The organism is Phocaeicola massiliensis B84634 = Timone 84634 = DSM 17679 = JCM 13223 (assembly GCF_000382445.1).
GTDB classification, from domain to species: Bacteria; Bacteroidota; Bacteroidia; order Bacteroidales; family Bacteroidaceae; genus Phocaeicola; species Phocaeicola massiliensis.
The window spans coordinates 330,168-351,054 of record NZ_KB905472.1 but is presented as its reverse complement, the minus strand read 5'-3'; the positions used below and the strand labels follow the sequence as shown (position 1 = coordinate 351,054).

Below are 20,887 nucleotides of genomic sequence, written 5' to 3'. Positions count from 1 at the left end.
ATATTAAAACCTAAACTAAAGACAATATAAAGTAATGGATATTTTAACCCAATTAATTGGCAACGTAAATGATGTTATTTTGACATACATCTTAATTATAATGCTGCTAGGTTGCGCATTCTGGTTCACTTACAAAACGAAATTTGTACAATTCCGCATGATAGGCGAAATGGTACGCCTGCTTGGAGATTCCACCGGCAAGACAGAAGGTCGCGAACATCACATCTCCTCTTTTCAGGCATTTGCCATCTCCATAGCAAGCCGCGTGGGAACAGGCAATCTGGCAGGAGTAGCCACCGCCATTACATTGGGTGGTCCGGGTGCAGTCTTTTGGATGTGGGTAATTGCACTTTTTGGTGCCAGCAGTGCCTTTATCGAATCCACACTTGCCCAGCTATATAAGGTACATGGACATAATTCTTTTGTCGGTGGCCCCGCTTATTACATGAAAAAAGGATTAAAACAACCATGGATGGGAATTCTATTCGCCTTTTTGCTCATTTTCACCTTCGGGTTTGCTTTCAATTCCGTGCAGAGCAACACTATCTGTGCCGCATTCGAGGAAGCTTTCAATATTTCTCCGGCTCTGATGGGATGCATATTGACTGCACTTACATTAATTATTATTTTCGGAGGTATTCAGCGTATAGCCAAAGTCAGCAGCATCATTGTACCCATCATGGCCTTGGGGTATATTTTTTTAGCACTTTTCATCGTGATTATGAATGTCAAACATTTGCCGGGAGTCATTGAGCTGATTATTGAGAATGCTTTCGGTTGGGAACAGGCATTAGGCGGGGGTATAGGCATGGCATTGATGCAAGGCATCAAACGCGGATTGTTCAGCAACGAAGCCGGTATGGGTTCTGCACCCAATGTGGCAGCAACCGCCGATGTCACCCATCCCGTAAAACAAGGATTGATTCAAACATTAGGTGTTTTTACAGATACCTTGGTCATTTGCACATGTACAGCATTTATCATTCTTTTCAGCGGGCTGGCGTCTACAGGAGAAGCCAACGGAATTAAACTGACACAGATGGCGTTAAATAATGAAATAGGTGATATCGGAACAATTTATGTAGCAGTAGCAATTCTATTTTTTGCTTACAGTAGTATATTGGGAAACTATTATTACGGCGAAGCCAATGTACGATATATCACCCGCCAACGCTGGGCTATTCCGGTTTACCGCATCTCTGTATGCGGCATGGTAATGTTCGGTGCACTTGCCAGCTTGGACTTGGCATGGGGCCTGGCAGATATAGCAATGGGATTCATGACCATTTGTAACCTGATAGCCATCGTTCTATTAGGCAAATATGCTTTCCGCCTATTAGAAGATTATCGGATACAGAAACGTAGCGGAATTAAGAATCCTGTTTTCACGAAAGATAGAATGAAGGACATTGAGGAAGATTTGGAATGTTGGTAAAGTATTAAAAAAAAATAAGTATCTTTGCGGCAAGAACATAAAATAAAAAAGCCATGAGCATATTTTCAAAATTATTCAGTAAAAAACAAGCAGAAGGAGAAGAAAACGCCAAAGTAGGTGGAATGGAAGACTTCATGACGCTGATTCGTGTATATTATCAGTCTGTAATGGCCTGCAATATAGGTATTACCAATATTAATTTTCTGCCTGACATGGCAGTTTTCAAACGTACACTTAAAATCCCGACCCAAAACAATAAATTAGGAATTGCCGAAAAGTCACGCTGTAAAAAAATGTTAGTAGAACTTTATGGACTAAGTGATGATTTCTTCAAAGAAATAGACAATTCCATTAAAAAGAATTGTAAGAATGTAAACGATGTAAAGACATATCTTTTTATGTTCCAAGGATTCAGCAATGACTTGATGATGCTTATCGGCAATCTGATGCAATGGAAGTTCCGTATGCCCAGCGTAATGAAGAAGATGTTACGTAATATGACGGAAAAAACTATCCATGACATTATGACCAAAACAGACTGGAAAGATGACAGCGTACACAAAACTTGTATTGCTATCCGTAAGTATCAACACGCATTGGGATACTCTGAAAATTGGATGACCGAATACGTTTACAATATCGTTTTATTGGCTAAAAAAGAGCCGAAGCCAAAAGAATAAACTCGCATTGCGGTTTACTACTCTTGCCATTATAGCTTTGCTGTAGGGACGAATCCGAGTATTTGCCCCTATGGTAAGTACATATTTCGATATAGCTTCATAAACTTAATTTCCAAAGATTTCATGGATTCTCTATTAAATATCGAAGAACATCCATTAGAACCCTTTCTGCCGGCTAATGCTGTCCTGCTGATGCTTGGCAGTTTTCCTCCGCAAAAAAAACGGTGGAGCATGGATTTCTTCTACCCTAACCTGCAAAATGATATGTGGCGTATCGTCGGACTTATTTTCTTTCAGGACAAAGAGCATTTCCTGAACCCTGAGAAGAAAGTATTTGATAAAGACCGTATCATTGAATTCCTAAACGACAAAGGAATCGCACTTTATGATACAGCTTCAGCTATCCGCCGTTTACAAGACAATGCCTCCGACAAGTTTCTGGAAGTAATAGAACAAACAGATATCAGCCTGTTACTAAAACAAATTCCGATGTGCAAAGCCATTGTTACCACCGGACAGAAAGCAACAGACATTATCCGCGAACAAATAGAGGTAAAAGAGCCAACCGTAGGTACAAGCGAACCTTTCGAATTTGGAGACAAGGCTATGAAATTATACAGAATGCCTTCTTCCAGCCGTGCCTATCCTTTGGCCCTGGAAAAAAAAGCTGCAGCTTATCGGGTCATGTTCAACGAATTAGGATTACTGAACGAATAGAAAAAAAATATTTTTCATAAATAGATTTGTATATTTCAAATATTACACTACCTTTGCAGCCGAAAACACGGGAGTAGCTCAGTTGGTAGAGCACCGGTCTCCAAAACCGGGTGTCGGGAGTTCGAGCCTCTCCTCCCGTGCTAAAAAGTTGTATCAAATTGATACAACTTTTTTATATCGTGCAAAGCCTCAACTTTCCCCGTTCCGAAACTCCTTAAAATACGTACCTTTGCCTCACATAAAAAGAAACTTAACAGTTTATGAAATTGATAAGGCTATTATTTATTGCTGTTGGGAAATCGGTATTTAAAATTTTGAATATAAACAATAAAACTAATACTGAATCAAGAGCCTCCAAAAACTTCATCGGCTTTTAGAAAAAGACTTTGTTCTTTTTAAAAAAGAACAAGATGTTTTGCGAAAAGACCAAGGTCTTTTTTTCAAAACACTTTTCTCTGAATTTTCTCGCCGATTTAATGCATTAATTGAGTTTTGAAAAAAAAGTTGATAAAATGTCCTTTCACATTTCACAAATACCGGAAACTCACTGTTCATAAGAGTTTCCGTGTGAAAGCAATAAATTCACCTCTTAAAAATCCTTTTCACCCAAAAAGCCGATGAATAAAGGGTTTCAGAGAGCGAAACGTGTGAAAGCAACTTTATATCAACTTTTTCTTGAAAGCATTTTTATTGCAGAAAAAGACATCAGGGGATTTGTAATAACTTATGAGTTTGCAAACTCAATCGCCACTTGGGATACTTCAGAATATAAGCAATTACTGCCTCGGTATTGGAACAGGAACAAGGCTGTATAAAATAATACCGAGCAGGCAAATCCAAATAAACAGATACATCTTGTCCCACATAGACAATCTTCACCTCATCTATATGGTTCAATCTTACTTCCCCTCCTTCTTTTGGCGAACAAGTTACCCAGTCTACATTGCCTGGTAGCACACACGTACCGTTAGTTTCGACACAGACATATTTTCCTTCATTATGTAAAGCATCCACCAAACTTTCGTCAATCCATAAACCCGGTTCGCCTCCGGTAAGAACAACCATAGAAGCGGGGTACTTAACAACTTCCGATATTATTTCTTCATCGCTCATCATTATCCCGTCTTCATGTAACGTATCGCAAAAGGAACACTTCATATTACATCCCGAAAAGCGGACAAATATAGCAGGAATACCTGTATGATATCCTTCACCCTGCAAGCTATAGAAAATCTCATTAATCTTTTTCATATATCACAGTATTACCTTCCGATTCACGGACTTCAACTTTAAAACAAAAGGGTATTTGCTCACAAATCCAATGTGCAATATTTTCGGCTGTAGGATTAAAATGAAGTACCTCATTCAGATTTTGATGATCCAAACGCCCCATCACAGCCTCTTTGATATGGGTAAAGTCCACCACCATTCCATCTGCATTCAACACCTCCGAACGGCAATAAACTGTAATAATCCAATTGTGACCATGCAAATTCTCGCATTTACTTCTATACGAAAGATTCAGGCTGTGCGAAGCCGATACTTCCATTCGCTTAATTACTGTATACATCACTTTAGTTTATATTTAGAAAGAACTTACACCTAATGTCACCTCGGTGTGCAGATGCAAAGATACATTATAAAATCTAAGAATATAGAACAGTTATCCCTATTTTTTTCATTTTTTGGTCTATATTTGCATCCATGAAAATTTTCTATACCGTCACCGGAACGATATCACTGGTATTAGGCATTATTGGAATCTTTGTACCTCTTCTGCCTACCACCCCTTTTTTATTATTATCCGCCGCATTCTATTTTCGCGGTTCTCCACGTCTGTATCGTTGGCTAATCCAACAAAAACAACTGGGACCTTATATTAAAAACTTCCGCGAATACCGCGCTATCCCCCTACGTGCAAAAATCATTTCCTTATCATTGATATGGATAACACTCAGTTATTGCATTTTCCAAATAGCCCCCTACCTTTGGTTGAAAATAATATTACTCGCCATAGCTATTGGCACTACCTGGCATATCCTTTCATACAAAACGCTGAAAAAGTAAACCGACAGAAAGACATAAAAAAAGGAGTTGCAAAAGACTTAAAAAAAGTTTTTTTGGTCGGGATTGATAAATTCCTTTCAAAATATTTTCTTGTTTGCTTTCAATCCTATATATTTGTGTACAATTTTGGTATAAAATGACTGAAGAAGACAAAAAGCTATTAAGTACTTTTGAAGCAAGACTGAGACATTTTATGTATTTACACGACGAATTAACACGTGAAAATGCCCGGTTGAAGCAACTTCTCGCCGAAAAAGACGATGAGATAAAACAAGTAGAAAATAGTCGTAAAGAATTGGAAGCAATGTATACCAATTTAAAAATGGCGAGGACAATCAGTATCCACGATAATGATATCAAAGATACAAAACAAAGATTGTCAAAGCTTGTGCGTGAAGTCGACAGATGCATCGCTTTATTAAAAGGCCAATAGGATTTTAAAACAATAAAACGATAGTATGATGGACGATGTGATGAAAATACATTTGCTGATTGACAACGAAAGATACCCTTTAACTATTCGTCGGGAAGATGAACTGTTATATAGGAACGCTGCCAAACAGATTGATAATAAACTAAACAAATACCGTAGCCGCTTTCCTGATTTCAGCCCTACAAGGCATTGGGCAATGGCTGCGTTGGAATTAGCTTTTGAAAACATTTCTATGAAAGACAAAAATAATACTGAACCTTATCAGGAGAAGTTAAAAGAGCTAACAAAAGAGATAGAGCAATATCTTAGTAAAAACGGATAGTTTAAAATTTTAAATTAAAGATATTCACGCACAACTTAACTGTCAAGAGAAGAGTTCTTGGCAGAATGGTTGTGCGTTTTTTATTTATATAAATTAATAACAATGGTAACAACAGTAATAATAGCAATTGTGTGTTTCGCTGTAGGTGGTGGGTTATCATACATGCTTTTCAGATATGGCCTGAAATCTAAGTATGATATCATCATTAAGGAAGCACAAACAGAAGCTGAAGTAATTAAGAAGAACAAGCTTCTCGAAGTTAAGGAGAAATTCTTAAATAAAAAGGCCGACTTGGAAAAAGAAGTTGCATTGCGCAACCAGAAAATCCAACAAGCCGAAAACAAGTTGAAACAGCGCGAACTGATGCTGAATCAAAAACAAGAAGAAGTACAACGTAAACGTACAGAAGCTGAAGCTATCAAAGAGAATCTGGAAGCACAGATTGTTATTGTAGACAAGAAAAAAGAGGAACTTGATAAACTACAGATGCAAGAACGCGAAAAGCTGGAAGCACTATCCGGTCTGTCTGCCGAAGAAGCCAAAGAACGTTTGGTGGACTCTTTGAAGGAGGAAGCCAAAACACAAGCTGCTTCTTACATCAATGATATCATGGACGATGCCAAGTTGACAGCCAACAAGGAAGCCAAACGAATCGTTATCCAATCCATTCAGAGAGTTGCTACAGAAACAGCTATCGAAAACTCTGTCACCGTATTCCATATCGAATCCGATGAAATCAAAGGTCGCATCATCGGTCGTGAAGGACGTAACATCCGTGCCTTGGAAGCAGCAACAGGTGTTGAAATCGTAGTGGATGACACCCCGGAAGCTATCGTGCTTTCTGCATTCGACCCGGTTCGCCGCGAAATAGCCCGCCTGGCACTTCATCAGTTGGTGACAGACGGACGTATTCATCCGGCACGTATCGAAGAAGTGGTTGCCAAAGTGCGTAAACAAGTAGAAGACGAAATCATCGAAACCGGTAAACGCACCACTATCGACTTGGGTATTCATGGTTTACACCCTGAATTGATTCGCATCATCGGTAAGATGAAATATCGTTCTTCATACGGCCAAAACTTATTGCAACATGCCCGCGAAACAGCCAACCTCTGTGCTGTGATGGCTTCCGAATTGGGATTGAATCCGAAGAAGGCCAAACGTGCCGGACTCTTGCATGATATCGGTAAAGTGCCTGATGAAGAACCGGAATTGCCGCACGCACTGCTAGGTATGAAGATTGCAGAGAAGTACAAAGAAAAACCGGATATCTGCAATGCTATCGGTGCTCACCACGATGAGACGGAAATGACCAGCCTGTTGGCTCCTATCGTTCAGGTGTGCGACGCTATCTCAGGTGCACGTCCGGGAGCGCGCCGAGAAATAGTAGAAGCTTATATCAAACGATTGAATGACCTCGAACAGCTGGCCATGTCTTATCCGGGAGTAACAAAGACATACGCTATCCAAGCCGGTCGTGAACTACGTGTTATCGTAGGCGCCGACAAGATTGACGATAAGCAGACTGAAAGCCTGTCAGGAGAAATTGCGAAGAAGATTCAAGATGAAATGACTTATCCGGGACAGGTAAAAATAACAGTTATCCGCGAGACACGTGCGGTGAGCTTCGCCAAATAATATCAAATAAAACAGAATTTTATACAGAGGATGTTTCATCAAAATGGGACATCCTCTTTTCATTCCCTATCAAATGACCGCATGAAGTTACAGTCTCTCTCAATATTTTCCCTGCTCCTCTTACTTACCGCCTGTTCTGTACGAGAAAATGACTTATGGCTGCAAAAAGCTGAACAATTCTATGCAGATAAACAAATAGACAGCACGCTCACTTACTTAAACAGAATCATACCTGAAAAGTTGGAAGGAGAAGACGTCTATACCTATTGGCGAATTCAGTTCAGCACCTCACCCCAACCGTTCATCCGGCATTCTGCAGAGAAGATAGAGAAACTGTCTCAACATTATGAAAAAACAAAAGACACAATAAACCTGAAAGAGATAAACCACATCAGGTACAGACTATTCCTATACAATCAAGCATACGATAAAGCCGATTCCATGCTTCAAATAATTGAAAAAAGAGCAAGGGGACAACAATGCCCCCAGGAGCTTGTACGCACCTATATATATAAAACACAATTCTTTAAACAAATAGGGAAAATAGATTCTGCTTTGGCTTACATCAACAAAAGAATGGGCATAGACACCACTCATCTGCACCGCAAGCATTATTATCGGGAAAAAGCTCAGACACTACTCCAACTAAAAGAATTCGGAGTCGCAAAAGAAATGCTGGATTCCGCCAAAGCCTGTGCCATGAAAGATAAAGACAGCGAATTCGTCTATAGCCTTGCTAAAGAATATACCGACTTATACACAGCACAAGGACAGTTCTCCGAAGCCCTGCGAGCCCTACGACAATCCCGTCGATATATGAAGCGAAACGACATTCCTTTGCACAACATGTACAAAGCTCATGTTTACGAGCTCATGCACCGGGAAGACTCCGCCTGTTATTACTATAATCTGGTATCCCAATCAAGCAATATATTTTTGGCAAGTGAAGCCGCACTACGCCTCTCTCACCTGTACGAGCACATCGGCTCTCCCGAAAAGGCATTCCGCAAACATGAAAATGCCATTGCTTTCCTTCATAACATCTATTCAGCCTATAACCATCAAGCCAGTGCCAGCCAGTATAACGAACTAAAGCTGGAAACAGAAATCAATGCACTGGAAATTGTACGCCAACGTCATATCAACCTCATATTGCTACTTACATTCATCCTCTCCATGATTGTCTGTGCCTTCCTGTTCTATCTCCAATACAAAAGAAAAGAAGAAATGAAAAGGCTGCTTCAACAAGAAAGCGACCGACTGAAGCAAGAAAACAAACTACTGAAACAAGCAGAAGAATTAAGTGTCCTCAGAGAGAAGGCCGGCATGTTACGCGAAGAGCTGCTTCGTAAAATGGAAGTATTCAAAAAACTACCTTCTTTAGACAATGACACAGAAGAAGACAAGAACAACAACCGGCAAATATCATTGACAGACAATGAATGGCGGGAAATAAGAATCATACTCGACAGTAACTATGACCATTTCACAACACGCCTGAAACAGGAATTTCCCGCCTTGAGTGTAGCGGACATTAACTTCTGTTGCCTGATAAAAATCAATGTCAGCCTACACGACATGTCGAACATTTACTGTATAAGCCGAAACTCTGTCAGCAAGAAGAAGCTACGAATGAAAGAAAAACTCGGTATCACCTCCGATGAAGGAATTTCATTGGACGAATACTTGCAAAAGTATTAATTGTCCATCACATAAAACAAATAAATAGCTAATACACAACAATATAATATTTTTCAGTTGTCCATCACGATTTTACAATCAAATCCCTTTCATACCTAACTTTGCGGTAAATTTTAAAACTACAAAGTATGAGAACACATTTCTTTTGGGTTTTGGCAACCTTGATTATAACAGCCTGCAACAACAAACAAAAAGAGAACGACAACACGGCATCGGACGATTCAAAGATATGGAACGAATTGCCCACTGTAGCAGCCGAAGTGAAAACAAACGGAACAACCCTCATGGTATGCGACTGGACAGCCGTTAAAGATTCCATCCACTTGCCACTCAGTTATTTCATTGAAGACTTGGAAATTGTAAAGTTGGACAATAAGGACGAAGCACTGGTAAGAAACAGTAGCGTAACTGTATCGGATAACTACATTCTAATCCACTGTTCTCAAAACATACCTTTTAAATTATTCGACCGTAAAGGGAAATTCTTGCGTAACATCGGCTCAGTGGGAAACGGTCCCGGAGAATATACTCAGGTAGGGCCTTTCCAACTGGATGAAAAGCATGACCGCATCTACCTCATGCCATGGAATGCAACCAAACTCATCACTTACAATCTGAACGGAGAATTGCAAAAAAACATTCCCCTGATAGATGAAGCAGAAAAATGGATGCTCCCCAAATCCGTCTTCTATGCAGACGGAGACAAAGGGCGGATTACTGTAGCCACGCTGCCTTGGAAAAACAATCCAAGAATGATTTGGGTACAAGACCTCGAAGGTAACCGACTTGCCGAGCTTTCTCCCATAACAGAGATGAAGCCCGATTACAGCAACGACATTTACCATAACAACAACACGGAAGCCTTTGATTTCTCCTTTCTGGACTTTCATATAGAAAAAGCAGATACCTTGTATCATTACGATTATGCACAGAACAAGCTACAGCCGACCTTTACCATCCATTTCTCTGGTGGAAAAATCCCAATTCACTGGCAATACGAATACCCGACTTGCTTTATTGGGACTGTCGTAGGAAAAATGGAGCAAACAGACAATCACGGTGGCAGCGAAACAAGAGAGCACCGAAATTTTATTGTAGACAAAAAAACACTGAAAGGAGGATTGTACAAAGTACACAATGACTTTTTGGGAGGAGGAGATGCTTTTTGGTTCGCAAGTTGCCGGAACGGGTATTACATTCGCAACGTAGACCCCGGTGTGTTGAAAAAGGAGCTGGAAACAGCACTCAAGACAACCAACCTGTTACCTGAAATTAGGGAGAAGGTAAACACACTGGCAAGTTCCATCCAAGAAAATGACAATAATTACCTGTTGATCGGCCGCATGAAGCAAATGAACGATAATCATTAGAACCAGGGCATTACAACAAGGCATAAATAAAAGAGAGTGTGACAAAACTAAAATGGCCTATCCAATCATCAGCTGTAGGCACAGGGGTTGCCTGCCCAAAGACACAAAGTAAACTGTTTTCGGGCGAGTGCACCTCGCCCCTACGAACTAAACGACAGCATTATCCATGTTTTGACACACTCCCTTTTATTTATATCATCAGAAAGAATATCCAAGAGTCGCCCAAAATGTATTTCGGAACGGACAGTCATCCGATGCAAACAACCATGCAAAATCCAAATGTCCACCGTAACGGTTCATTCCTGCACCCACAGTGGCAAAGCTATGGTCGCCTTTTTCCTTGTCTCCATAATGGTAACCGCCTCTAAACATAAAATGCTCTGCCAACGTATATTCTGCTCCGGCACTCACATTCACAGCCTGCACATCCGAAGGAGCCAAACGATAACCTAAATCGGCCGTCATCATCAGACGGTGCATCTGTGAAAACGGCAAGTCTACCGAACCGCCTACTTTGGCCATCATCGGCAGAGACTCGCTGGATTTGGGATATTTAATCTTTGGCCCCAGATTGCTCACCTGCAATCCGGCAGACCAACTCGCCCCTTCCATCCTGGCAATCGCCTTTGTATAAAAAGCGCCTAAGTCAAAAGCAACTGTACTTGCTCCCCGGTCATTACCCACCTTTCCCATATCCAAATAAATATAACGGAAAGTAGCCGACACAGAAAGATTCTTGATTAACTCACGAGCATAACCCACCTCGGCAGCCAATTCCTTCGGACGTATACTCTCTCCTCCGGTCTCGAGCACACCCAATTTCGGATAATTATAATAACGAAATCCTGCCAGAATCACATTCTTTTCGTCTATCTTATAAAAACCTCCCAATGTATGCAACGAATAACCTGACTGATAATCGCGCATCCACGGAGCATACGTGTAAGAAGCACCTCCCCGGCAGTTTTTATCCGCTGCAATGGTCGCGCCATTCAAAAAGATGGCATTCTCATTTCCGGTGAGTGAAACACCTGCACCGGCCAATGCAGCGGTGCGAGCATCGGGCATGATAGTCAGGAAATTGGCAGCACCCGTATTGATAGCAGTTACCTCATCCTGCCCATAAACTGTGGCAACCGACATGCCAAGAGCTATTACACAAAATATCGTTTTCTTCATATTCTACTGTTTATTCTTCTACCGGATTAATATTTAATAAAGTTCTGTTTCATCGTGCGGCCGTTGCATTGATATTCCATCGTGTAATATCCGGCAGCCAACTTACTTACATCTATTTTTGTGATAGACATAGCCATTACTCCTCTTTTTGAGTCGAATACCTTTCCACCCGTACTATTATAAATAATGATACGTGCATTACCGGCCAACTGATAGTTTACCCAAAAAAGCAAGTTTCCATCACTCACTTTATTGTTTTTCAATGTCAGCGTCGGCATCTCATCCGTTACTTCAATTCCCAATGCCACAGTAGCGTCTACACAACCATAGCCGAGTTGTCCGGCATATTTCGGATTATAATTATCCACATCATAAGCACTCTTGAAGAGTATTTCTTTTAACCTGTCAGGAGTAAATCCCCGTTCGTTCAATCCATATTTCTGAATAACTAACGCAGCCACCCCCGACACCATCGGACAAGCCATAGAAGTTCCACTCATATCCCCGTAAGAAGAATTATGAATAGTACTATATACCATTCCATTACCATTCAAGTTACCTCCGGGAGCCGAAATATCAATGTATGAACCATAGTTGGAATAAGAAGCCTTTGTATAGTCCGGAGCAATGGCAGCCACCGACACCACCGCATCATAGTCTGCCGGAGAAGCCGTACCGGGATTAGACACATTATCATTACCTGCAGCAAAGATTACAATACCGCCTTTCATCGGACTATCGGGCAATTGATTGCCATCATTGTCGCATCCGGCATACTTGATAAAATAGTCAATTGCCGCTTTATCCGCAGGATCAATATACGAAACACTGGTAGTGGTCGTATTATAACCCCAGCTGTTCTGACTGATAACCGCTCCATTATCGGCACCATACTTAATAGCCGCAGCTGTATTATTTGAACTTGTAGCCCCCAGCACTTGGGTAGACATCAGTTTTACGCCACTTCCCGCCGTACCGTTTCCTCCTGCTATTCCGGCAATTCCCTTACCGTTATTTCCACTCGCCGCTATGATTCCCGCCACATGCGTAGCATGTTTCATGGGAGTCAGTTTACCGGAATCATACATAAAATTATAACCGTTTATATCGTCTATATAACCATTCCCGTCATCATCAATACCGTTTCCGGGTATCTCTCCTTCGTTCACCCATATATTATCTACCAAATCGGGATGGTCTACCTGAACACCTCCGTCCATCACGGCAACGATGATACGGGGGTCTCCTGTGCATTTTTTCCAGGCATCAGCCACCCGGATATCGGCTCCTAATTGTTGCCACGACTCCGTACCCGGATTTTCCAGATACCACTGCTTGGCAATAAAGGTATCATTAAAGTCGACGGCACGCCAAACCGGTTCGCCCGCCCCCAAAGATCTCACCTTCACGACAGGCGCGGCTATTTCTATCCCTTCCAGCACTGAAACTTCACCGGTCGCACGCGCCACAGAAACATCCTCCGAATACCAAACATCATACCACAAATGCAGTCCCTCACGGCGTGTACGTTCTTCATATTTCCCGGCATGAGGAAAAGTACGTTCCATGCGGGTTATTTTCAATGCAGAAGCAGAACGGCCTATCATTTTAATTCGTGCGGATATGCCGCCTTCGATACTCTTCTCGCTTAAATTTCCGGCAGGTTCTTCTTTCAGTTTAATGCGCATACGTCCCTGTACAACATCATTTTCAGACAGTCCCAACTCAGCAAGATTAATAACCGGCCCATCGGTCGGCAGACTGATTTCTTCCTCCTGATGACAAGAATAAAGAAGAGAGACAGATAGCAAGAATGGAATTATTCTTTTCATTGTATATTTTTTATGTATAATAATCTACGATAAGACTTATAGTTGAAAATTGCAAATATATGCTTTTTTCTTCACTCTTACGATTTTACCTATCAAAATAATTACGCTCATCCTATGAAACGAATTAGGAAGTCCGGCCGATATCAGCATAAACCCCAAAATATAATCAATAATTCAGGAAGAAAACAAAATACATAATATAAAATTAGCGTTATGACTGCCTCAACCATAACGCTACCTGAATATATTCATCAAAAGTTTTTCCGCTAAATTCACTTCTCCAGCAAGTGCTTTTCCTCAAATATCTTTTTCGCACAAGCATACCCTTCGTCATACAAATCGGTCAGCTTTTTTATATCCGTTTCAATCCGGTCGACTTCCATGGGTCTGTGAGGACGTATCACTATAATCCGGCCTTCATCTTCCAACTTCTCAACCAGTTCCAATTGTTCATTATAAACGCGGCAACGTTTACTGAGCACCACTCTCAAACGAGGATATTTTTTATAAATGAAATGAGGTATCTTGATATCCCTTCCCTTTTTACGATAACCACGATTACGGGTAAGCACCACCACATTCTTTTCATATCCCTGCTCAAAAGCCCGCATCACAGGAATAGAATCAATAATTCCGCCATCGAGCATAGGTATACCATCCACATATGCAACAGGACACACATAAGGCAAGCTGCTGGATGCCTTAGCTATGTCTATAATACGTTTCCGGTCGTACTTCTCCTCCAGATAACAGGCGCGCCCGGTATGACAATTGGTGGTCACCATTTCGAAACGTGCCGGATTCTTTGCATACGTTTCATAATCGTATGGCAGGATTTCTTTAGGGAAATGCTCGTAAAGCAATTCTTGGTCAAGGATGCTATGTTTGCTCCACAGATGCTTGATACCGATATAATGATACTTATCCAACAAATCGATATTGCTGAATTTTGCACGCCCTCGCTGACGGGACATATACGAAAGCCCGTTGCACGCGCCCGCCGATACTCCTACTCCGTAAGAAAACCAGATTTCGTTATCCATCAAATAATCCAGCACGCCACAGGTAAATACCCCACGCATGCCTCCTCCTTCCAATACCAATCCTGTTTTATCGTCTATTTTCATAATCAAAGTCAAGGAACAAACAGCCTCCTATTAAAGTTCGGCGCAAAGTTATCTTTTTCGATGAATATTCAAACATCTTTTCTTCAAAAATTATTTTGCTATAAAAAAAGGTCTTAACTCATTTTTATCCTTGTCGATGGGATAGAGTGCCTTTTCCATCTCTAATCTTTTCACCATCAGCCCAAACAATTCTTTGGCTTTCTTCCGCTCTGCTTTTGCCACATCATTCTTCTCATTGGGATCTTCTGACAGATTAAACAGCTTATAATAAGGAGCATCGGGATGTTCCGGGTTATAATAATAAATCAGCTTCCAGTCACCTTTGCGGTATGAAGTGAAATAACTGCCACGGTGTTCGTGAGGGAAATGCATCAGGAAGTCATCCCGATGTGCTTTATCCTTCTTGCCTGCTATCATTCTTTCAAGGGTGGAGCCGTCCAATATATGATTTTCCGGTACTTTTACTCCGGCAACAGACAATACGGTGGGATAGATATCCATCACTGTCCCCATCTGTGTCTGTATGGCATTTTGTGCAACGGGAAAAGCTTTCTGAAACTTATTTTCCGCATCAGGATGCGCCCAGGCAACAATGAAAGGCACTCTCACTCCGCCTTCATATTCCGAACCTTTTTTACCTTTAAAAGGTGCTGACGAGCCATAATCCGCAGCTCCCCCCAAAGGGGCATCACCTCCATTATCCCCCAAAAAGATAATCAATGTATTCTCAGCAATACCTAATTCTTCCAATTTATCCATCAAATCTCCCAATGATTTATCCATACCTTCGATTAAAGTGGCAAAGGCACATGCTTGTTGATTCTTCTTCGGGTCTGTGTAATGTCCTATAAACCGTTTGTCTGTCTCGAAAGGAGAATGAACGGCATAATGAGCCATGTTTAAGTAAAAAGGTCGTTTTTCGGCAACAGCTTTCTCTATTTCTTTATCCGCCTCCAATGTCAGTGCATCGCTCAAAAAAGTGTTGGTATGAAAATACTGCTCCAAACCGGGAACAGCGCGAGACTTTGCTCCTTTTATCGCCCCATAACCGTTTTCTCCATAATAACTGCCCGGACTGCCGATAGCAGAACCGGCTATATTAATGTCAAAGCCTAAATTCTTAGGATCAGCCCCTTCGCTGCCTATACAGCCAAAATGCGCTTTACCTACATGAATGGTCTTATAGCCCGCCTGTTCCAATACATAAGGATAAATGAGATTATTACGAGTCAGTCCTTTCCAATTCCAATCCAACGGTCCATAAGGAGTACGGTTGTTATTCTCCGGCTGAATCCAATTTGTAGTGCGATGCCGGGCTGCATTCTGCCCTGTCATAATAGAAGCTCTTGAAGGGGAGCTCACGCTCTGAGCATAAAAAGTAGAAAAACGAATACCCTGTTTGGCAAGGCGTTCCATATTAGGAGTGCGATACCATTCATTCAACGGTTGTTTTACCGCATTTCCATGATGGTCTGTTACAAAAGGAACAGAAGTATCCATCAACCCCATATCATCCACAATAAATACTACAATATTGGGACGGTCTTGTGCATTCATCACCGAAAAGCAAGCACTGCAAAAGACCCCCATCAGGCTTCGGCTTATCATTCCATTCATTTGGTTAGTTATTAAGAAATTAAAAGAAACAGATTTAATAAAAATCTCATTGAAAACATGCGGCAAGTTATTAAGAAATTCCCGTTTATACAAGAAAGAATAAAAAAATATACAGGGATAAATAAGGTCAAAGTCACTCCGCAGTGATTATTTTTTAAACTTCTGCGCATGAATTTAAAATTATAATTGTTACATTTGCAAACAGTTCATTAATATTCAATTAAAATCAAGTTAACCATGTTTGATTCTGCTATTTATAAAAACCGTCGGCAAGCACTGAGAAATAAAGTGCAAAACGGCCTTATCCTTATACTAGGCAATAACGAAGCTCCGGCAAACTACCCGGATAATACATATAAATTTCGTCAAGACAGTTCTTTCCTCTATTTCTTCGGTCATTCTCATCCGGGATATGCAGGAGTGATGGACGTTGAAGCAGGAGAAGACTATTTCTTTGGCAATGATGTCGATATGGACGATATTATCTGGATGGGACCTCAACCAAGCGTCAAGGACTTGGCCGCACAGGTAGGTGTTCAGCAGAGTTTTCCTTTTGCACAACTGAAAGAAATAGTGGGAAAAGCCATTGCACAAGGCAGAAAAGTTCACTTTCTTCCTCCCTATCGTTATGATAACATGATGCTGTTGGAAGAGCTGACCGGTATCCGTGCTTCTATCGTTAAAAAATATGCTTCACTGGAACTGATCAAAGCCGTCGTTGCTTTACGTTCTGTAAAAGAAGCCTGTGAAATAGAAGAAATTGACTTGGCTTGCAATATCGGCTATGAAATGCATACTGCTGCCATGCGTTTATGCAAACCGGGAGTAAAAGAACAATATATTGCCGGAGTATTGGACGGCATCGCTTCTTCTTATGGAAGCATGACTTCGTTTGCCACTATCCTGACTCAGCATGGTGAAACATTGCATAACCACGACCACAGCCACATTTTGGAAGTAGGACGCATGATGCTGACCGACGCAGGTGCAGAACGACTGAGCAATTATTGTTCCGACCATACCCGTACCGTTCCTGTCGGTGGAAAATTCCAAGGACGTCAAAAAGATGTATATAATATAGTATTGGCCTGCCACGACAAAGCATTGGAAATTGCCCGACCGGGCATCACTTACATGTCGGTACATCAAGAAGTATGTAAAGTATTGGCACAAGGACTGAAAGACCTGGGACTGATGAAAGGCAATATAGACGAAGCTGTTGCAGCCGGTGCACATGCCTTATTCCTCCCTCACGGATTGGGCCACATGATGGGACTGGATGTACATGATATGGAAGATCTGGGACAGATTTATGTCGGTTATGACGATGAAGTACGCCCTTCGTCACAATTCGGACTTGCTTCTTTGCGCATGGGGCGTCGTCTGCAAGAAGGTTTTGTTATCACAGACGAACCGGGCTGTTACTTTATTCCCGCTCTCATTGACAAGTGGAGAGCCGAAAAGATGCATACCGACTTCCTGAATTACGATGCGATTGATAAATTTAAAGACTTTGGCGGCATACGTCTGGAAGATGATATTCTGATTACCCCCGAAGGCTCTCGTTTTACCGGAGAAAAACGCATCCCCATCACCATCGAAGAGGTAGAAGCAATTATGAATGAATAATAATTTAATATCAAACAAAACTATTATCACTGAATGAAAAGATTTACATTACTCGCCGCAGCCGGACTCTTCAGCATGAGTCTGTCGGCTCAAGAAGCAAAAGAAGAACCTAAAGAAGAAGGATTTGTATTTACTACCGTAAAGGAACTTCCTATTACTTCTATTAAGAACCAAAACCGTGCAGGAACTTGCTGGTGCTACTCAAGTATGGCCTTTTTGGAATCAGAATTACTCCGTATGGGAAAAGGAGAATACGACTTGTCCGAAATGTACATCGTACATCAAACTTATCTTGACCGTGCCGATGCAGCAGTGCGCACTCATGGAGATGTATCTTTCTCACAAGGAGGTTCTTTCTATGATGTAATATATGGTATGAAAAAATTCGGTTTGGTGCCGGAAGAAGAAATGCGCCCGGGTGTGATGTATGGAGATACATTAAGTAACCATACAGAACTGACTGCCGTATCTGATGCGGTTGTTGCTGCCATCGCAAAAGGAAAACACCGTTCGCTCCAAACAGACGAAAACCGTAAACCGCTGTGGAAGAAAGCTATTGCTGCCATCCATGACATTTATTTGGGTGAATGTCCCGAAAAATTCACTTACAAAGGGAAAGAATATACTCCGCAGTCATTCTTCGAATCAACCGGACTGAATCCGGACGATTATATTTCATTGACTTCTTACACCCATCATCCGTTCTATGAACCGTTTGTTCTTGAAATTCAGGACAACTGGCGTTGGGGACAATCTTACAACCTACCAATTGACGAACTGATGGAAGTATTTGACAACGCCATCAATACCGGCTATACTATTGCATGGGGGTCTGACGTCAGCGAACAAGGATTTACCCGCGATGGTATCGCAGTGATGCCCGATGCTGAAAAAGTACAGGAATTAAGTGGTTCCGACATGGCACATTGGCTGAAAATGAAACCGGAAGAAAAGAAACTGAACAGCAAACCGCAACCTCAGAAATGGTGCACTCAGGAAGAACGCCAGGAAGCATATGACAACTGGGAAACTACCGATGACCACGGAATGCAGATTTATGGTATCGCCAAAGACCAGGATGGAAATGAATACTATATGGTAAAGAACTCTTGGGGCAAAGCCGGCAAATATAACGGTGTATGGTATGCATCAAAAGCATTCGTGCGCTATAAAACCATGAATATCGTTGTCAACAAGAAAGCACTTCCTAAAGAAATCGCTAAAAAGTTAGGTATTAAATAATGCTGTAATATACTAGTATTTAAAGCACTACCGTTAATTCCGTAAAAATATATACGGAATTAACGGTTTTTTTATTTGTTTTTTCCTAACTTTACGGATTAATTGGAGACTGCCCGAAACAAATAAAAGCGAAGCCTCCCCATGCGAGAAGAAAAAGAAAAAACAATATATAAAATGAATCACAAATGGAATTACCAACCTCCAAGCCAAGAACAGACAGAAGCAGCTAAAGCATTAGCTAAAGAGACAGGAATCAATCCCGTCCTCTGTAAGCTATTGCTAGAAAGAGGTATAACCTCAGCAGCAGAGGCTAAAAGATTCTTTCGCCCACAGCTTAGCGAACTACACGATCCTTTCCTGATGAAGGATATGAGCATTGCCGTAGAACGCCTAAACCAAGCTATGGGAAAGAAAGAACGCATATTGGTTTATGGAGACTATGATGTAGACGGCACAACAGCCGTAGCATTGGTATACAAGTTTCTCCAGCAGTTCTATTCGAACATTGATTACTATATTCCCGACCGTTACAACGAAGGCTATGGAGTATCAGTGAAAGGGGTGGATTATGCATACGAAACAGGTGTAAAACTAATTATCGTATTGGATTGTGGCATTAAAGCGGTGGAAGAAATTGCATATGCAAAAGAAAAAGGAATTGATTTCATCATCTGTGACCATCATGTACCCGATGATGTACTGCCTCCTGCCGTAGCTATTCTGAATGCCAAACGCCCGGACGCCACTTACCCTTACGAACATCTGTCAGGGTGTGGTGTAGGATTCAAATTTATGCAGGCTTTTGCTTTGAACAACGGTATCGAGTTCAACCAGCTGACTCCCCTTTTGGATTTGGTTGCAGTCAGTGTAGCCTCTGATATTGTCCCCATCATGGGAGAAAACCGTGTACTGACTTATCATGGGCTGAAACAGTTGAATTCCAACCCAAGCGTAGGACTTAAAGCAATTATTGACATTTGCGGATTATCCGAGAAAGAAATCACTGTCGGAGACATTGTGTTCAAAATAGGTCCGCGCATCAATGCTTCCGGTCGTATACAGAACGGTAAAGAGGCTGTAGAACTATTGATAGAAAAAGACTTCTCTTCTGCTTTGGAGAAAGCCAATCTGATTAACCAGTACAACGAGACCCGAAAAGACCTTGACAAAACCATGACTGAAGAGGCCAACCACATTGTGGACAGTCTGGAAGGATTGGCAGACCGTCGTACCATTGTCATTTACAATGAAGCATGGCACAAAGGAGTTATCGGGATTGTAGCCTCACGCCTGACCGAAATTTATTACCGTCCGGCAGTGGTACTGACACGCACGGATAACCTGGCAACCGGTTCGGCTCGTTCCGTTTCCGGTTTTGATGTGTATAAGGCTATTGAAAACTGTCGTGATTTACTGGAAAACTTTGGTGGTCATACGTATGCGGCAGGTCTTTCGATGAAAGTAGAAAATGTAGAAGAGTTCACCCACCGTTTCGAAACATATGTATCCGAACATATTTTACCCGAACAAACCAGTGCGGTGATAGACATCGATGCCGAAATAGATTTCCGCGACATTACCCCGAAATTTCATGCCGACCTGAAAAAGTTCAATCCGTTCGGCCCGGATAATCACAAACCGGTATTCTGTACACATAATGTATATGATTACGGAACCAGCAAAGTAGTAGGCCGTGATCAGGAACATATCAAGCTGGAGCTGGTCGACAACAAATCAAATAACGTCATGAACGGAATCGCTTTCGGACAAAGCTCACAAGCCCGTTACATCAAGACCAAGCGCTCGTTCGACATCTGTTATACCATCGAAGAAAACACGCATAAGCGCGGAGAGGTGCAGTTACAGATTGAAGATATCAAACCTAGTGAGGAATAGAA

18 protein-coding genes and 1 tRNA gene are annotated in these 20,887 nt (G+C 41.6%); 13 read left to right on the top strand and 6 right to left on the bottom strand.

From position 1 onward, the window contains the following. Positions 1-34: 34 nt before the first annotated feature. The 4 genes from HMPREF1534_RS17450 to HMPREF1534_RS17465 all read left to right on the top strand — a co-directional run bounded on the left by HMPREF1534_RS17450 (position 35) and on the right by HMPREF1534_RS17465 (position 2,972). Complete coding sequence (locus HMPREF1534_RS17450; RefSeq protein ID WP_005936051.1) at positions 35-1,435, top strand: alanine/glycine:cation symporter family protein; 1,401 nt, start codon at positions 35-37, stop codon at positions 1,433-1,435. 53 nt (positions 1,436-1,488) lie between these two features. Further along, a complete protein-coding gene (locus tag HMPREF1534_RS17455) occupies positions 1,489-2,115 on the top strand; it encodes a hypothetical protein (protein WP_005936048.1) in 627 nt (208 codons plus the stop codon). 123 nt (positions 2,116-2,238) lie between these two features. Then, positions 2,239-2,832 carry a uracil-DNA glycosylase family protein gene (locus HMPREF1534_RS17460; protein ID WP_005936046.1) on the top strand — a complete coding sequence of 198 codons (594 nt, stop codon included), beginning with the start codon at positions 2,239-2,241 and terminating at the stop codon, positions 2,830-2,832. Between the two features lie 67 nt (positions 2,833-2,899). After that, positions 2,900-2,972: transfer RNA gene (locus HMPREF1534_RS17465), tRNA-Trp, on the top strand. A 565-nt stretch (positions 2,973-3,537) separates the two neighbouring features. Here the strand turns inward: HMPREF1534_RS17465 and HMPREF1534_RS17470 are convergent. Both HMPREF1534_RS17470 and HMPREF1534_RS17475 read right to left on the bottom strand, forming a co-directional pair. Then, the gene (locus tag HMPREF1534_RS17470) at positions 3,538-4,083 is read right to left on the bottom strand and encodes a 7-carboxy-7-deazaguanine synthase QueE (RefSeq protein WP_005936044.1); all 546 of its coding nucleotides are present in this window, start codon (positions 4,081-4,083) and stop codon (positions 3,538-3,540) included. After that, positions 4,070-4,402: a 6-pyruvoyl trahydropterin synthase family protein gene (locus HMPREF1534_RS17475; RefSeq protein ID WP_005936041.1), complete on the bottom strand. Its 333-nt coding sequence runs from the start codon at positions 4,400-4,402 to the stop codon at positions 4,070-4,072. Before HMPREF1534_RS17475 ends, HMPREF1534_RS17470 begins: the two co-directional genes overlap by 14 nt. A 134-nt stretch (positions 4,403-4,536) precedes the next feature. On the opposite strand from HMPREF1534_RS17475, the gene HMPREF1534_RS19580 reads away from it, so the two are divergent. From HMPREF1534_RS19580 to HMPREF1534_RS17500, 6 genes are all read left to right on the top strand, one after another. Then, on the top strand, positions 4,537-4,899 hold the full coding sequence (locus HMPREF1534_RS19580) for a YbaN family protein (protein ID WP_081619636.1): 363 nt from the start codon (positions 4,537-4,539) through the stop codon (positions 4,897-4,899). A 136-nt stretch (positions 4,900-5,035) separates the two neighbouring features. Next, positions 5,036-5,332, top strand: coding sequence for a hypothetical protein (locus HMPREF1534_RS17480; RefSeq protein ID WP_005936039.1), 297 nt, complete (start codon positions 5,036-5,038; stop codon positions 5,330-5,332). 28 nt (positions 5,333-5,360) lie between these two features. After that, complete coding sequence (locus tag HMPREF1534_RS17485; RefSeq protein WP_005936037.1) at positions 5,361-5,654, top strand: cell division protein ZapA; 294 nt, start codon at positions 5,361-5,363, stop codon at positions 5,652-5,654. A 102-nt stretch (positions 5,655-5,756) separates the two neighbouring features. Further along, entirely contained in the window at positions 5,757-7,292 is a 1,536-nt protein-coding gene (gene rny / locus HMPREF1534_RS17490; RefSeq protein WP_005936035.1) for a ribonuclease Y, read from the top strand. A gap of 81 nt (positions 7,293-7,373) precedes the next feature. After that, entirely contained in the window at positions 7,374-8,993 is a 1,620-nt protein-coding gene (locus tag HMPREF1534_RS17495; protein WP_005936033.1) for a tetratricopeptide repeat protein, read from the top strand. A 128-nt stretch (positions 8,994-9,121) separates the two neighbouring features. Continuing rightward, on the top strand, positions 9,122-10,363 hold the full coding sequence (locus HMPREF1534_RS17500) for a 6-bladed beta-propeller (RefSeq protein ID WP_005936032.1): 1,242 nt from the start codon (positions 9,122-9,124) through the stop codon (positions 10,361-10,363). A 198-nt stretch (positions 10,364-10,561) separates the two neighbouring features. Here the strand turns inward: HMPREF1534_RS17500 and HMPREF1534_RS17505 are convergent, their stop codons facing one another. From HMPREF1534_RS17505 to HMPREF1534_RS17520, 4 genes are all read right to left on the bottom strand, one after another. After that, complete coding sequence (locus HMPREF1534_RS17505; protein ID WP_005936030.1) at positions 10,562-11,542, bottom strand: PorV/PorQ family protein; 981 nt, start codon at positions 11,540-11,542, stop codon at positions 10,562-10,564. Between the two features lie 26 nt (positions 11,543-11,568). After that, positions 11,569-13,374: a S8 family serine peptidase gene (locus HMPREF1534_RS17510; protein WP_005936028.1), complete on the bottom strand. Its 1,806-nt coding sequence runs from the start codon at positions 13,372-13,374 to the stop codon at positions 11,569-11,571. 272 nt (positions 13,375-13,646) lie between these two features. Beyond that, on the bottom strand, positions 13,647-14,501 hold the full coding sequence (locus HMPREF1534_RS17515; protein WP_005936026.1) for a patatin-like phospholipase family protein: 855 nt from the start codon (positions 14,499-14,501) through the stop codon (positions 13,647-13,649). A 90-nt stretch (positions 14,502-14,591) separates the two neighbouring features. Then, positions 14,592-16,109, bottom strand: a complete 1,518-nt coding sequence (locus HMPREF1534_RS17520) for a sulfatase (protein WP_167321119.1) — start codon at positions 16,107-16,109, stop codon at positions 14,592-14,594. Between the two features lie 246 nt (positions 16,110-16,355). On the opposite strand from HMPREF1534_RS17520, the gene HMPREF1534_RS17525 reads away from it, so the two are divergent. The 3 genes from HMPREF1534_RS17525 to recJ all read left to right on the top strand — a co-directional run bounded on the left by HMPREF1534_RS17525 (position 16,356) and on the right by recJ (position 20,885). Then, positions 16,356-17,747 (top strand): aminopeptidase P family protein, encoded by a 1,392-nt coding sequence (locus HMPREF1534_RS17525; protein ID WP_005936022.1) that lies wholly within the window; start codon positions 16,356-16,358, stop codon positions 17,745-17,747. Between the two features lie 33 nt (positions 17,748-17,780). Further along, a complete protein-coding gene (locus tag HMPREF1534_RS17530; RefSeq protein WP_005936020.1) occupies positions 17,781-18,989 on the top strand; it encodes a C1 family peptidase in 1,209 nt (402 codons plus the stop codon). Between the two features lie 174 nt (positions 18,990-19,163). Continuing rightward, positions 19,164-20,885 (top strand): single-stranded-DNA-specific exonuclease RecJ, encoded by a 1,722-nt coding sequence (gene recJ, locus HMPREF1534_RS17535; protein WP_025066759.1) that lies wholly within the window; start codon positions 19,164-19,166, stop codon positions 20,883-20,885. The last annotated feature ends 2 nt before the right edge of the window (positions 20,886-20,887 follow it).